General features: G+C 63.6%; 10 protein-coding genes. 8 read left to right on the forward strand and 2 right to left on the reverse strand.

The window, feature by feature from the left end:
- Position 1 precedes the first annotated feature (1 nt).
- Complete coding sequence (locus JMY24_RS08165) at positions 2-211, reverse strand: hypothetical protein (protein WP_201701786.1); 210 nt, start codon at positions 209-211, stop codon at positions 2-4.
- A 107-nt stretch (positions 212-318) separates the two neighbouring features.
- On the opposite strand from JMY24_RS08165, the gene JMY24_RS08170 reads away from it, so the two are divergent.
- Together JMY24_RS08170 and JMY24_RS08175 are read left to right on the forward strand one after the other, a co-directional pair.
- The gene (locus JMY24_RS08170) at positions 319-1,533 is read left to right on the forward strand and encodes a hypothetical protein (RefSeq protein WP_128595266.1); all 1,215 of its coding nucleotides are present in this window, start codon (positions 319-321) and stop codon (positions 1,531-1,533) included.
- Positions 1,534-1,561: 28 nt separating this feature from the next.
- Positions 1,562-4,288, forward strand: a complete 2,727-nt coding sequence (locus JMY24_RS08175) for an ATP-binding response regulator (protein ID WP_201701788.1) — start codon at positions 1,562-1,564, stop codon at positions 4,286-4,288.
- A gap of 10 nt (positions 4,289-4,298) precedes the next feature.
- Here JMY24_RS08175 and JMY24_RS08180 read toward each other — a convergent pair whose 3' ends face one another.
- The gene (locus JMY24_RS08180; protein ID WP_201701790.1) at positions 4,299-5,459 is read right to left on the reverse strand and encodes a hybrid sensor histidine kinase/response regulator; all 1,161 of its coding nucleotides are present in this window, start codon (positions 5,457-5,459) and stop codon (positions 4,299-4,301) included.
- A gap of 391 nt (positions 5,460-5,850) precedes the next feature.
- Here JMY24_RS08180 and JMY24_RS08185 point away from each other — a divergent pair, with 391 nt between their 5' ends.
- The 6 genes from JMY24_RS08185 (at position 5,851) to JMY24_RS08210 (ending at position 14,810) form a co-directional block, all read left to right on the forward strand.
- Positions 5,851-7,098: an MFS transporter gene (locus tag JMY24_RS08185; RefSeq protein WP_128594883.1), complete on the forward strand. Its 1,248-nt coding sequence runs from the start codon at positions 5,851-5,853 to the stop codon at positions 7,096-7,098.
- Positions 7,099-7,354: 256 nt separating this feature from the next.
- Positions 7,355-8,278: a TetR/AcrR family transcriptional regulator gene (locus tag JMY24_RS08190; protein WP_128594882.1), complete on the forward strand. Its 924-nt coding sequence runs from the start codon at positions 7,355-7,357 to the stop codon at positions 8,276-8,278.
- Positions 8,279-8,422: 144 nt separating this feature from the next.
- On the forward strand, positions 8,423-10,921 hold the full coding sequence (locus tag JMY24_RS08195; RefSeq protein WP_201701792.1) for an acyl-CoA dehydrogenase: 2,499 nt from the start codon (positions 8,423-8,425) through the stop codon (positions 10,919-10,921).
- 116 nt (positions 10,922-11,037) lie between these two features.
- Positions 11,038-12,492, forward strand: coding sequence for a 3-oxoacyl-ACP reductase (locus JMY24_RS08200; protein WP_128594881.1), 1,455 nt, complete (start codon positions 11,038-11,040; stop codon positions 12,490-12,492).
- Between the two features lie 2 nt (positions 12,493-12,494).
- Entirely contained in the window at positions 12,495-13,427 is a 933-nt protein-coding gene (locus JMY24_RS08205) for a MaoC/PaaZ C-terminal domain-containing protein (protein WP_201701794.1), read from the forward strand.
- 81 nt (positions 13,428-13,508) lie between these two features.
- Positions 13,509-14,810 (forward strand): acetyl-CoA C-acetyltransferase, encoded by a 1,302-nt coding sequence (locus JMY24_RS08210; protein WP_128590380.1) that lies wholly within the window; start codon positions 13,509-13,511, stop codon positions 14,808-14,810.
- Positions 14,811-14,925: the final 115 nt, after the last annotated feature.

A 14,925-nucleotide genomic window follows, 5' to 3' on the forward strand; every position in this document is an offset into this window, starting at 1 on the left:
GTCAGGTTTTTTTCACCTGCACCTCGGCCAGTGTCAATTGCACGGACGTCCCGCTTTGCCACGCATTCGCGCCATTCATCACCGGCCGCTCTGCAATGTCCGCGCGCTTGCGCCGCTGCCCGGCAGTCGATACATGAAACCGCTTGTCGCGGTCCTCGGCCACGGCCCGCGCCGCACTATCCCCCTCCCGGCCGACGATGCGCACGAACACACGGACAAAAACTATTGGTTTTCTCTAGAGTTGATGGATCGTCGGCCAATGCCGGCTGACGAAGCCGCGCTGACTCGCAGCGCGGGTCAACCAAAAGGAAAAAACAAATGGGAACGTCTCTTCACAACGAAATATCGACCATCGACGACCGGCGCAGCACCACCAGCCTGCCCTCGTCCGGTGCGCCGTTGACACTCAAACACACGATCCACCCGGAGCAGATTCGCGATAATCTGCCCACGGGCCAGGGCGGTGTCGGGTTTCTCTTTCACGCTACAGACTGGGATACACTTTCTTTTTCCTTTCACAACGTAAAAACAAGAAACGAGTCGTTCGAAGAAGAGCTTTGGCGCACCAAGCCGTTCATTGCATCGCCAATCTATTCGGGCTCGCAGATGATCGGCGCGAACATCGCGTGTCCGGTGCCGCTCGAGCTCTGGCTCGGCAGTCCGCGCGGCATCAAGCGGTTTCGCGAGACCCAGTTCTTCCCTGCGCTCGAACTGGCGCGCCAGGCCGGTTTGAACATGGTCGCGATGGGCGCCTCCACGCCTTACGCGTGCAACTATGGCGCGCTGCCAAGGCAAACCAAGCCGCCGCATATCACGACCGGTCACGCGGCCACCGCGGCAATGCTCAAAGATTGGGCAATCCACTGCTGCAACGAGCTCGATCTCGAATTCGGCAAGACGAAGCTCGCGCTCTTCGGCGCGGCCGGACGGCTCGGCACGACGGTCGCCAAGTATCTGCTCTACAAAGAAGCGCCGAAGGAACTCGTGCTGATCGACTTGCCGGACAAGGTCAACCTGCTCGCGGACCAGGCAAGGGAGCTAATGGCGGCGGACCTGCTTGGACGCACCAAGGTGTCGGTCCACACCTTCAGCCCCGACACCGCATTACCGCAGTTCGACGGCGCCATCCTCGCGAGCAGCACCAGCGTGCCCTATCTCACCGCATCGGACCTCAAGCGGGCCCGCTTCTGGATCGACGACTCGCACCCTCGCGCGGCGAGCGTGGAAGCGGAACTCGCGTCTCGCGGACATACGCTATATATTGAATGTTTCGCCCGCGGCCCGGCAGGCCTCGATTCGAGATTCCCGTTCAGGCTGCCGAGCACGCGCGACTGCTATACCTGTTTCGCCGAGGGCTATGCCGCCTGGCAGGAAGGCATCGCTTCCGACTTCATTATCGGCAGCCCGCCCGTGTGGTCGGTCTCCTACACGCACGGCCTGCTGAAAAAGTACGGATTTACGGTCGGACCTTTTCACGGAAAGGACGGCTCGGCGATCAACCTCGATCTCGGCGTGACGGCAACTATGAATTGACGGGCTCGTAAATGTCACTGGAGGCCAGATGCTAATACCGCGCGAAAGCATGCAGGACGTGCTGGAACGAAGCCGGTTTGCAATTCGATGGGGAGGCGTACTCGGCCTCGTATGCCACCCCGTCTATTACCTGGTCTGGACTTACATCCTGCCGCAGCCGTACGATAATCTGCCGCTGCGTCTGAGCGCGGCGCTCATCTGCGTGCCATTGATCTTTCAGGCGCACTGGCCGAAGCGGTTCAATCAGTACCTGCTGATCTACTGGCACGTTTGCCTGATCTACGTGCTGCCGTTCGTCTGCACGTTCCTCGCGATCAGGAATTCATTCTCCACCATGTGGATGATGACCGAGGTCATGATGATCTTCATCATGGCGCTCTGCATCGACAATCCATTTCTGCTCATGGGCTGTATCGGCATCGGCATGCTGTCCGGCGGCCTGGCTGCGGTAGCCAGTTCGCCGGCTCCAATCGTGCTGAGCACGGCGAATCAGTCGGACCTCGCGGTGCTGCCGGTTGTCGTCCTGTGCAGCATGGCCTTCAGTCATGCGATCAGCAAAGGGCGCATCTTCGTCGAGAAGAACCGCGCACTGCAGGCGCTCGCCGGGTCCATTGCGCATGAAATGCGCAACCCGCTCAGCCAGTTGAAACACGTTCTGGATCGCGTGGAAGAGACGCTGCCCGCCGTTACCGAACATGGCCGCGCGCCTGTGCTTCCGGGTGCGGGCGCGGCACTGCTGTACCGGCATCTCGCGCATGGGCAGTTGTCGATCGAGCGCGGCCTGCGCGTGATCGCAATGACGCTCGACGAAGTCAGTGCCAAACAGATCCGCTCGGACTCCCTCACTTACCTGAGCGCGGCCGCGACCACACGCAAGGCGCTCGACGAATACGGTTTTGCCGACAGGAAAGAGCGCGGCAAGGTCCGCCTCGCGGTGCTCGAAGATTTCACCTTCAAGGTCGACGAAACCGTCTATCTGTTCACCCTTTTCAATCTGATCAAGAACGCGCTGCATCACATTGCACCGCTTCCTTCTGCCACGCTTACGCTGACCGTCGACCGGCACTGCGTCAGCGTTCGCGATACCGGCAGCGGCATCGCCCCGGAGATCCTGCCACATCTGTTCGAGCCGTTTCGCACCGCCGGCAACTCGGCGGGTACGGGCCTCGGACTTGCCTATTGTCAACGCGCCATGCGCGCGTTCGGCGGCAGCATCGCCTGCAAGTCGGAGCTCGGCAAGTTCACGCAATTCACGCTGCAATTTCCGCCCGTCACCGAGAGCGAGGTGGCGGCGCACGAGCGCGCAATCGTCGAGCGCGCCACTGCCGTGCTCAACGGCAAACGCATTCTTCTCGCCGACGACGACGCCGCTCAGCGCGCCCGCACACGTCGCACGCTGGCGAAGGTCGGCGCCGAGGTGAGCGAAGCCGAAAACGGCGCGGCCGCATTGGCGATGCTGCGCGAAGCGTCGGCATACGACCTCGTGCTGATGGACGTCAACATGCCGGTGCTCGATGGCTACTCGGCCACCGAACAGTTGCGCGCCGGCCGCGATCATCCGAACTGGAACGTGCTCGTCGCCGCCTACACGTCCGAGCCTGGCAACATCGCGCGCGTGCTGGCGCGCCGCGCAGGCATGGACGACATGATCAGCAAGTCCTGCAGTGTCATGGACCTGTTCACGTCGCTGCAAGCGCTTTTCGAGAACGGCAACAGGCGCCATCTGAACCAGCGGTTCGACGACTTTTCGGGCAAGTCGATTCTGGTTGCCGACGACGACAACTACAGCCGGCTCGTCGCCAAGGCCTATCTGGAACGCTTCGGCGCGAGCGTCGTGGAGGCCGAACATGGGCAGGCGGTGCTGGACCGGCTTGACGAAGAGGCTGTCATCGACGCAATCGTGGTGGACATGAACATGCCGGGAATGGGCGGCCTCGAAACGGCAGCGGCGATTCGAGCGCGCACCGACGGCTACGCGAGCGTGCCGATCATCGCGTTGACGAGCCAGTCGGATATCGCCTCGGTGCAGGCGTGCATCAGCGCGGGCATGAACGAAGTCATGATCAAGCCCGTGCAGGTCGGCGCGCTCTATGCATGCCTGACAAGACAGTTCGCGCAGCAGCGCAGCGGCAGCAGCGACAGTGCGTCGGTCGAGGCGCAGCGCTCGCCGGTGTCGGCTCAGATGCCGCCGTCGTCAGGCTCGACAAGCTCGTCAGGCCCGGCGGGGTTGCCGGCGCAAGCCGCGTCGGCAGGCTCTGGCGGCGGTCTCGCCGTGGTGCGCGAAAACGATCTGCTCGACGCCGCTCATCTTGGAGAACTGGCGGCACTCGACCTGATTGACGAATCGTTCGCGAACGGCATCGAGCAGATCCGCGCGCTGACTTCGCAGCTTCGCGCGAACGCCGCCGACCGCGACCTCGACGCCGCGCATGGCGCGTTGCACGTGCTGCTTGGCGCGAGCGGCAACGTCGGAGCGAAGGCGTTGCACCAGTTCACGCGGCACATCTATCCACGCACGCTGGAAGGCGAATGGCCCGCGGAGCCGGACTGGCTCGAGCGGATCGACGCGTTGAGCGAGCGTTCAGCCGACGCGCTGTATCGCTATCAGGCGTCTGCAAACGCCGCGAGAGGCCAGCCTGAAGCGCCGGCCGACGCGACGGCACGCACGAGCACGAGCACCAGCACCAGCACCAGCACGGCCGCGAGCGCCACCACGTCCACGAACACGAGCGGTCTCGCGGTTCGCGAGAACTAGCGCTTCCTGCTCAAGCGGCGTGACTGTCCGACGCCGATTCGCTCACACCGTCATGCACCCGGCCTCTGATGCCGGGAAAACGCATTGTCACGGTGGTGCCCTCACCGACCGTGGATTCGATCCGCAGCCCGCCGCCGAACGACTGCATGATGCGGTTGCAAAAGATCATGCCCATACCGTGGCCCCCACGACCCGCGTGCGTCGTGACCGGATCGAGCAGCAAGCGCGCCTTGACCTCCGGTGCAATGCCCGGACCGTTGTCGTGCAGACCGATTTCCGGCTCGGGCCCGTTCGTCACTTCTATGCGCAGCGAGGGCGCCGGACAACCGTCGAGCGCACGCAACGCATTCGACAACAGCGAAGAGAGCACGAGCGCCACGCAATTCGGCATAGCATGCACGACGAAATCGCCCCGCATGTCGACGCCTATCCATTCGCGCTGCGAGCCGGCGAACGGATAGGAGTCGAGTAGCGTGGCGACGAGGCGTGTCGCCCTGACCTCGCGCGCGGCGCTGCCGGTCGCCGACTGCGGCCCGCCGCTTTTGTGCACCGTCGCCCAGAACGACGAGATCAGCGTCAGGCAATACTGCGCGTTGTTCAGCATCGAGGTGGCCGCGGTGCCAATTTCCTGTTGACGCTGCGGGTCGTATTCCTGCGCGACATCGTTTTCGACCGAGCGCGCAAAAAGCGATATCGCGGCAAGCGGCGTGTTCAGTTCGTGAGCGAGGAACGCAAGCGTCTCGTCCATTGCAAGCAGCCTTTGCTGACGCGTCTCGCGCTCGACGTAGCGCGCCACCGCCTGCTTCAGAACCTCGCGCACCGACTCCATGCGAAGCGGCTTTTCGATGATGCGGAACAGGTCGCCGGTATTGAACGTTTGCAGCAGCATGTCCTTGTCGGCGTAGGCGGTGACGAGGATGCGCACGATCTGCGGATACGCCTGCGCAACCTCACGCAGCAGATGGCCACCATCGCGTCCCGGCATGCGAAAGTCGGTGACCAGCACGGCGATTTCAGGACCGAGTTCTTGCAGCAGCGCCATGGCTTCGTCGGCGCCGTGGGCCAGATGCACGCGGTAGTCGTCGCGCACGGCGCGCGCAAAGTGGTTGCGCGACATCTCGTCGTCGTCGACGAACAGGATGGAAAACGGCGCTTGTATCGTGTCACTCATCGTGTTTCCGGCGGTTCCATTGGCGGACGTCGACAGTCGGGGTTCGCTCGCATTCTACCGTCGCGGCAGGCCGGATCGGAAACGAAGGCCATTGGGCCGGCGTAAAACGACTAAGTCAATTCGACCGGATTAAAGGCGTTCGGCAATAAATCCCATTACAACATACCGACGCTCCCGCAGACATTCGCAATACAATAATTACACTAAACCGACAATTACCTTCGACCCGGCATTCAGCACGATAATTGCTCCCAGGATTAACACCGACAAAGCTGCGCTCTTTCCTGCAGCCGCTTAACGGTCGGCGTACACTCGCGCTCGAAGCCCATGCCATAGGGCGCACCGGGCACCTCTACATCGAAGCGGGTTATTGGAGACCAGGAGAACATCAATGAACTGGACACGGGAACAGAGAAACGTCACGATTGCCGCCTATCTCGGCTGGACACTCGACGCATTCGATTTCTTTCTAATGGTGTTCGTATTGAAAGATATCGCGGCGGAATTCAATACGAAAATCCCCGAAGTCGCATTCGGCATAATGCTGACGCTAATGATGCGCCCGGTCGGCGCGCTGATTTTCGGCTGGCTCGCGGACCGCTATGGTCGCCGGCCCACGTTGATGGTCAACATCGCGTGCTTCTCTCTGCTCGAACTGCTGTCCGGCTTTTCGCCAAACCTTGCCACGCTGCTCGTGTTGCGCGCGCTGTTCGGCATCGCGATGGGCGGCGAATGGGGCGTGGGCGGCGCATTGACCATGGAAACCGTGCCGCCGAAATCGCGCGGCATCGTCTCCGGCCTGCTGCAAGCAGGCTATCCGAGCGGCTATCTGCTCGCCTCGGTCGTGTTCGGCGTGTTCTATCAGTACATCGGCTGGCGCGGCATGTTCTTTGTCGGCGTGCTGCCCGCGCTGCTCGTGCTGTACATTCGGGCGCACGTGCCGGAGTCGCCTGCCTTCAAGACGCTCGAGAAGCAGGCGCGTCCTGGCCTTGTCGCAACGCTGAAGCAGAACGTGAAGCTGTCGCTCTACACGATCGTCCTGATGACCGCGTTCAACTTCTTCTCGCACGGATCGCAGGACCTGTACCCAACATTCCTGCGCGTCCAGCATCAGTTCGACGCGCATACGGTGTCGTTGATCACGATCACGTTGAACATCGGCGCGATCTGCGGCGGGCTCTTTTTCGGCATGTTGTCGGAGAGGATCGGGCGCAAGCGCGCGATCTTCATCGCCGCGCTGATCGCATTCCCGGTGCTGCCGCTGTGGGCTTTTTCGAGCACGCCGGTGTTGCTCGCCCTCGGCGCGTTCCTGATGCAAATCTCCGTGCAAGGCGCATGGGGCATCATTCCGGTTCATCTGAACGAGATCTCGCCCGATGAAATCCGCGCGACCTTCCCCGGTCTCGTGTATCAGTTGGGCAATCTGATCGCTTCGGTCAACGGTCCGCTGCAGGCGAGCGCCGCTGAAGCGCACGGCAACAACTATGCGCTCGTAATGGCGGTCGTGATCGGCATTGTCGCCGCCGTGATCTGCGCGCTGATTCCGTTTAGCCGCGAGCGCCGCGGCATTGACATGACGCAGTCGGCCAGACATGTCGGCGCCCATCCGCAAGGAAGTACAGTTGAAGGACAGGTTTAAGCATTCGACCAGACAACAGGCACTGATTCACGCGAAGCCGTTCCGATTCTTCGGAACGGCTTTTTTATTGCCGGATGCAAACGTGAAGCGAACACCCACGACGGGCACGAGGCGCGAGGTCTTCTAGAGGAGTTAATCGACATCCGACCCTTGCCCAGATCGACCATCCTTCTTATCCTGAAAAAAACGGCTGTTTCAAATACCTATTTGAATCGCGTGTTCGCAGAGCGGGCGCCCGAGAACTGGGAGACGCAATATGGCAGGTCGCACAACAGGCCGGCACGCCGGCGATACGAAGTCACGCATCCTGGATGCGGCTGAGGCGCTCTTCATCGATTGCGGATACGAGGCCATGTCGCTGCGCCAGATCACTTCGCGCGCCGAGGTCAATCTTGCGGCGGTCAACTATCACTTCGGCAGCAAGGAGTCGCTGATTCACGCGATGCTGTCGCGCCGGCTCGACCGGCTCAACCAGGAGCGGGTGAAGCTGCTCGAGCGTTTCGACCGGATGCTCGGCGAGCGTCTGACCTGCGAGCACGTACTCGGCGCAATGTTCATCCCGGCGCTGCGGCTCTCGCGCGATCCGCGCGTCGGCGGCAAAGCGTTTTTGCGCTTGCTGGGCCGCGCTTATACGGACCCGTCCGCGTTCATTCGCGACTTTCTGAGCGCCCACTATGCGTCGGTGGCCGTGCGTTTCTTCGATGCGTTCCAGCGCGCGCTGCCGCATCTGCCGCGCGAGGAATTGGGCTGGCGGCTGCACTTCGCAATCGGCGCGCTGTCGGGCGTGCTCGCGGGCACCGATACGGACAGCCTGATCGCCGAGTTCTCGCAAGGCAAGTCGATGAACGATCTGCAACTGATCGCACGCCTTGCCTCGCTGATGGTCGCCGCGCTGAAGGCGCCGCTGCCTGACGCGTCGCAACTCGCGATGTTCGCCGCCGTGCTGGGCGATGCCGACGATACAGGCGCGGACAGCGCTATAGACGGCAGCAAGCAGAGTGCTGGCGATGCAGCAAGTGAAGCGCATGGCGACGGCTCGGGCTTGTTGGAGTCGGCGGCGGGTTCAGCGTCATCGTCGGCTTCATCCGCTTCTTCGGGACCTGCGGACTCCGACGACAAGCATCGCGGCGGCACGGTCGAAGCGTGCTCGTTCCAGCAGGCGTTGCATGGCGCGACGTAAAAGGAGCGCCCGCAACGGCCGTTTTACCGATGCGGGCGTTACGCACAAAGACGCAGAGCCGCTCACACAACATCGATAACAACGTGAACCGTCCACGCAACGTGGATGCGTTTGCACGCATCATGGAAACACGGAGGAAACGTCATGTCGTGGTTCATCCTGCTGCTGATTGTCGGCGCTCTTGCGCTCGTCTACGTTCAGGCGCGCGCGCTATGGTGGCTTGCCTTCATGATTGTCTGGGTTGCGGCCGCACGATTGAGCGGAGCCGCGGGCGCGGCCGGAACCACGCTTTTCGCGATCGTTCTGGTGCTCCCTGCCCTCGTGTTCGCCGTCAAACCGTTGCGCCGCGCGTGGCTCACGAAGCCGGTGCTCGACGTGTTTCGCAAGATCCTGCCGGAGATGTCGCCGACCGAGCGCGACGCGATCGAAGCCGGCACCGTCTGGTGGGACGCCGAACTCTTCTCCGGACGGCCTCATTGGGACAAGCTGCTCGGCTACGGTCCCGCGACATTGTCGGCGGAGGAGCAGGCGTTCCTCGATAACGAATGCGAGCAGTTGTGCGATCTCGCGAACGACTGGGAAACCACCATGGTGTGGCAGGACCTGTCGCCGCAAGCATGGCAATTCGTCAAGGAGCGTGGTTTTCTCGGCATGATCATTCCGAAGCGGTACGGCGGCAAACAGTTCTCCGCGTACGCGCATTCGCAGGTCATCATGAAGCTGGCCACGCGCTGCTCGGCCGCAGCCGTTTCGGTGATGGTGCCGAACTCGCTCGGCCCCGCCGAACTGTTGATGCACTACGGCACCGACGAGCAGAAGAACCACTACCTGCCGCGTCTCGCGCGTGGCGAGGAAATCCCATGCTTTGCGCTGACGAGCCCGTACGCCGGCTCGGACGCCGCTGCGATTCCGGATGTCGGCATCGTTTGCAAGGGCATGTTCGACGGACGCGAGACGCTCGGCTTTCGCGTCACATGGGACAAGCGCTACATCACGCTCGGGCCGATCGCGACCGTGCTCGGCCTTGCGTTCCGGGCGCTCGATCCCGAGCATCTCCTCGGCTCGGCCGACGAACCCGGCATTACCTGTGCATTGATTCCGACCGATCATCCGGGCGTGAACATCGGTCGTCGTCATTGGCCGCTGAACGCCGTGTTCCAGAACGGCCCGAACTCCGGCAAGGACGTCTTCATTCCGCTCGACTGGGTGATCGGCGGACGCGCTCAGGTCGGCAACGGCTGGCGCATGCTGATGGAATGCCTCGCAGCGGGCCGCGCGATCTCGCTGCCGTCGTCGAATGTCGGCATGGCGAAGCTCGCCGTGCGCGGCACGGGCGCATACGCCGCGGTTCGTCGCCAGTTCCGCACGGCTGTCGGCAAATTCGAGGGCGTGCAGGAAGCGCTCGGACGCATGGGCGGCAATCTCTATGTGATGGATGCCGCGCGCCGCCTGTCCGCGCATGCGGTCGATCTCGGCGAAAAACCCTCGGTGATTTCGGCAATCGCCAAGTATCACATCACCGAACGTGCCCGCATGGTGATCAACGACGCCATGGACGTGGCCGCCGGCAAGGGAATCTGCATGGGGCCGTCTAACTTTCTGGCGCGCGCGTATCAGCAGGTGCCGATTGCGATCACCGTGGAAGGCGCGAACATTCTCACGCGCTGCCTGATCATCTTCGGCCAGGGCGCGATTCGCTGCCATCCGTATGTGTTGAAGGAGATGAGCGCGACGCGCGAGACGGACCGCGCCAAAGCGCTGCGCGATTTCGACGACGCATTCTTCGGCCATGTCGCCTTCACGCTTTCGAACGTTGTACGCAGCTTCGTCTACGGCATCACGGGCGGTGCATTCATTGCGAAGCCGCGCGGCGCGCATGCGCCGCTTCACGCGTACTACCGCGCGGCCACGCGGCTTGCCACCGTTTTCGCGCTGCTCGCGGATGTCTCCATGTTCGTGCTCGGCGGCGATTTGAAGCGCCGCGAACGCATCTCGGCGCGCCTTGGCGATGTGCTCTCGCAGCTTTATCTGATCTCCGCGACGCTCAAGCGTTTCGAGGACGAAGGCCGTCAGGAAGACGATCTGCCGCTCGTGCGCTGGGGCGTCGAAGATTCGCTCTATCGCGCGCAACAGGCGCTCGACGGCGTGCTCGCGAACTATCCGAAGCGCTTCGCCGCCGGCCTCGTGCGTGTGCTGGCGTTCCCGTTCGGGCTGCCGCATCGCGAACCGTCCGACCGCCTGGGCAGCGAGATCGCCGAATTGATGCAGACGCCAGGCGCCGCGCGCGACCGGCTGGTGTCGGACTCGTACGTGCCGCACCCGGATGTCGACGCGCTCGGCTACGGCGAACTCGTGTTCGAACTGAACCCGCGCTTCACGCAGATTGAGCAGAAGCTGCGCGAAGCGGTAAAGGAGCGGCGCCTCGAGCCAATGCCGCAGAGCGTCGTGCAACTCGCCGCATGGGCCGACGCCGCGCTGCAACAAGGCCTGATCGACGCGGACGAGCGGCGTGTGCTCGGCGACTACGCGCGCTACGCCGCACAAGTCGTGAAAGTCGACGATTTCCCCGCCGATTTCGACATTCTCGCCAGTCTGCAACAACGCAAGGAGGCGCTCGAAAAGGTCATGGAAGCGGCGCTGTGATTCCCATGGATGCTTGCGCAAACGCATGAAAAAACCTCGCTGGGTGGCACGCCGATGCGCCAAACTCAGTGCACACTGACAGACGTGCGGGCGTGTCCAGCGGAGCAACGAACAATATGAACGACTCTTACCTGAACTTCGTCAATTCGCCGTTCGGCGCACGCGTTGCGCGTTCTCTGGGCCTTCCGAAGCCCGAGGTGCTGCGCCGCTATCGCGCCGACGAGCCCGAGTTCGGCGGCCTGGTCGCGATTGGCGCAGGGCGCGAGCCGCATCTGCTCGATTCGCTGGCGGACCTGGTGGCGAGCATCGGCGTGACGAGCGTAGCGCATGAAAGCGCCGGATTGTGGATGCCCCTGGCGCACCGTCACGGTCTGCTGACGGGGCGCTTTGAACCCGCGGAGTCGGGCTCGGCCGCGCGTGTTGGCGCATTGATCTTCGACGCGAGCGGTATCGACGAAAGCGGCCAGATGGAACCGCTGCACGCGTTCTTTCACGACACGCTCCGCTCCCTTGGGAAATGCGGGCGCATCGTCGTGTTGGGACGGCCGCCCGAAGCGTGCACGAGTCCGCGTAAATGGACCGCGCAACGCGCGCTGGAAGGACTCACGCGTTCGCTCGGCAAGGAAGCTCGGCGCGGCATCACGGCGAATCTGGTCTATGTCGCCGAAGGCGCCGAGCGCGAAATGGAAGCCACGCTGCGCTTCTTTCTGTCACCGCGTTCGGCGTATGTGTCGGGCCAGGTGGTGCGAATCGCCGCAGACGGTTTGCATCGTGTTGCGAATCGCGTGGCCGTTACCGATGCCATCGGTAACAACGCTGCATCGCCCTTCGACTGGAACCAGTCGCTCGCGAACCGGCGCGCGGTCGTGACAGGCGCCGCACGCGGCATCGGCGCGGCGATTGCGAGCGTGCTCGCGGCGCAAGGCGCGCACGTGATCGGCATCGACATTCCGCCCGCGCGCGACGCGCTCGAAGCCACCATGCGCCAGTTGAACGGCACCGCCCTCACCTTCGACATCGCCGCGCCCGAAGCGCCCGCGCATATCGCCGCCGCGCTCGACGATCACGGCGTGGACATCGTCGTGCACAACGCCGGCATCACGAAAGACAAAACCATCGCGAAGATGACAGGCAGCGCGTGGCAAAGCGTGATCGACATCAACCTGTGCGCGCAGGAGCGTATCGACGACGCGCTGCTCGCGGCGGGCATTCTGCGCGACGGCGGGCGCATCGTCGGCGTGTCGTCGATCAGCGGGATCGCGGGCAATCCCGGCCAGACCAATTACGCGACGTCGAAAGCCGGCGTGATCGGCCGCGTGCAAAGCATGGCGCCGCTGCTGCGCCCGCGCGGCATTACGATCAACGCGGTCGCGCCGGGTTTCATCGAAACGCAGATGACCGCGAAGATGCCGCTGACCCTTCGCGAGGCAGGCCGCCGGATGAATTCGCTCGCGCAGGGCGGCCTGCCTGTCGACGTCGCCCAGACTATCGCGTGGCTCGCGCATCCAGGGTCGGCCGGCATCAGCGGCCAGGTCGTGCGCGTGTGCGGACAAAGCCTGATCGGAGCATGAGCATGGATGAACCCGGCGATCCGTTTGGCGGGAATCATGCAACGAAGCTCGCGCCGCACGCGGTGCGGCCCAAGACTGTCGTCGTCGAAACCCTGCCGACGCCGGCGAAGCTCTATGCGCGCGCTTTGTCGGGCATCGTCAAACGCGGACGCCCCACGCAGTTGCCCGCGTTGCGCCTCGTGCGCCCCGCCGTCGCGCTCGATCCGGGGCCGGCGTGGCGTTACGCGCGCGTGTGCGGCTTCATCCCGGAGCATGGCGTGCCTCTCACGTATCCGCATCTGCTCGCGTTCCCCTTGCATCTGCTGATGCTGACCGATCCGGCGTTCCCGTGGCCCGCGGTCGGCCTGCTGCATCTGGCCAATCATGTGCGTCTGCGCCGGCCGCTCGCGTACAAGGACCTGCTGCGGGTCGAGGTGGAATTCGGCGCGCTGCTGCGCCACGACAAGGGCCAGGCGTTCCTGCTGCATACCCGCATTTACCGGCGCGGCGAAGCGGTGTGGGACGGCGACAGCGTTTATCTGAAACGCGGCGTGCCGGCGAGCGGCGCGCAGCTCGAACCACTTCAGGTCGATACCGCGGCGTTGCAACGCATCGCGCGCTGGCAGCTTGCGCCGCAGCTCGGCCGCGATTACTCGAGCGTGTCGGGCGACTACAACCCGATCCACATGAGCGCGCTCTCCGCCAAAGCGTTCGGTTTTCCGCGCGCGATCGCGCACGGCATGTGGACGCTCGCGCGCGCGGCATCGTCCTTGCATCCGCCTAAACCGCTTGCCGAAGCCACGCTCAGTGCCGAATTCAAGCTGCCGATGCTGCTGCCAGGCGAAGCGTCGTTGTGGAGCGCGTCGTCTTCGCTGATCGAACGCGATATCGAGGTGCGCGACATCGCCGGAGAAAAGCCGCATTTGCGCGGCCGCATGCAATGGAGATTGCAATGAAGCGCGCGCCGTTTGCCCGATAGCGGCGCTCGCACTCGAACCCCAACCCTCACCCCACGCAACTAGCTGAAGGAGCCAGGCATGTCCCACCCGCTGCCACCCGTGCGCCGCGTCGCGATTATCGGCGGCAACCGGATTCCGTTCGCCCGCTCGAACACCGCGTACGCGACCGCGTCGAATCAGGACATGCTGACCTTCACGCTGCAAGGACTGATCGACCGCTATGGCCTGCACGGCGAACGTCTCGGCGAAGTTGCGGCGGGCGCCGTCATCAAGCATTCGCGCGACTTCAATCTGACGCGCGAATCCGTGCTGTCCACCACACTCGCGAAGGAAACGCCCGCGTACGATGTTCAACAGGCCTGCGGTACGGGGCTCGAAGCCGCCATACTCGTCGCCAACAAGATCGCGTTGGGACAGATCGAAGCGGGTATCGCGGGCGGCGTCGATACGACATCGGATGCGCCTATCGGCGTCAACGAAAACATGCGCAAGATTCTGCTCGAAGCGAATCGCGGCAGGAGTACGGGCCAGCGCGTGGGCGCGCTCGCGAAGCTGCGGCCCGGCATGTTCTTCAAGCCGCTCCTGCCGCGCAACGGCGAGCCGCGTACCGGCCTTTCGATGGGCGAGCATTGCGAACTGATGGCCAAGCGCTGGAACATCTCGCGCGAAGCACAGGACGTGCTGGCTTACGAGAGTCACCGCAAACTGGCCGAAGCTTACGCACGCGGCTTCGTCAACGATCTGATGACGCCGTATCGCGGCCTCGCGCGCGACAACAATCTGCGCTCGGACCTCACGCTGGAAAAGCTCGCCGCGCTCGCGCCCGCCTTCGATCGCGACGCGGGCACGCTGACCGCGGGCAATTCCACGCCGCTTACCGACGGCGCCTCCGCCGTACTGCTTGCAAGCGAGGAGTGGGCCGCGCGCCACGGGTTGCCGGTGCTCGCGTATCTGAGCTGGTCGGAAACCGCGGCAGTCGACTTCTTCGACAAGAAAGAAGGCCTGCTGATGGCGCCCGCCTACGCAGTGCCGCGCATGCTTGCGCGAGCCGGACTGACGTTGCAGGACTTCGATTTCTACGAGATTCACGAAGCGTTCGCGGCGCAGGTGCTGTGCACGCTCGCGGCGTGGCAGGATGACGAATACTGCCGCACGCAGCTTGGCCTCGACGCGCCGCTCGGTTCGATCGACAGCGCGAAGCTCAACGTGAACGGCGGCTCGCTCGCGACCGGGCATCCGTTCGCGGCGACGGGCGGCCGCATCGTTGCGGGTCTGGCGAAGATGCTCGCTCAACTCGACAAGCCGGCGGGCACCGCGCGCGGACTGATTTCGATCTGCGCGGCGGGCGGCCAGGGCGTGGTGGCGATACTCGAGCGTTGAGCGCCGCGGCGGCGTTATGCAGATGGAAAGCGGGACCTGACAACAGGCGAGTAACTGGAGAGCTACCGGCAAGCTACTGGCAAGCAAGCGCCAGGCAAAAGCGAAGCAAAACGGA

The organism is Paraburkholderia kirstenboschensis, assembly GCF_904848585.1.
Lineage (GTDB): Bacteria > Pseudomonadota > Gammaproteobacteria > Burkholderiales > Burkholderiaceae > Paraburkholderia > Paraburkholderia kirstenboschensis.

Coding starts and splice junctions, on each gene's coding strand:
- JMY24_RS08175 (WP_201701788.1), top strand. CDS start 1,562: ATGCTAATACCGCGCGAAAGCATGCAGGACGTGCTGGAACGAAGCCGG.
- JMY24_RS08195 (WP_201701792.1), top strand. CDS start 8,423: ATGTCGTGGTTCATCCTGCTGCTGATTGTCGGCGCTCTTGCGCTCGTC.
- JMY24_RS08200 (WP_128594881.1), top strand. CDS start 11,038: ATGAACGACTCTTACCTGAACTTCGTCAATTCGCCGTTCGGCGCACGC.
- JMY24_RS08205 (WP_201701794.1), top strand. CDS start 12,495: ATGGATGAACCCGGCGATCCGTTTGGCGGGAATCATGCAACGAAGCTC.
- JMY24_RS08185 (WP_128594883.1), top strand. CDS start 5,851: ATGAACTGGACACGGGAACAGAGAAACGTCACGATTGCCGCCTATCTC.
- JMY24_RS08210 (WP_128590380.1), top strand. CDS start 13,509: ATGTCCCACCCGCTGCCACCCGTGCGCCGCGTCGCGATTATCGGCGGC.
- JMY24_RS08190 (WP_128594882.1), top strand. CDS start 7,355: ATGGCAGGTCGCACAACAGGCCGGCACGCCGGCGATACGAAGTCACGC.
- JMY24_RS08180 (WP_201701790.1), bottom strand. CDS start 5,459: ATGAGTGACACGATACAAGCGCCGTTTTCCATCCTGTTCGTCGACGAC.
- JMY24_RS08170 (WP_128595266.1), top strand. CDS start 319: ATGGGAACGTCTCTTCACAACGAAATATCGACCATCGACGACCGGCGC.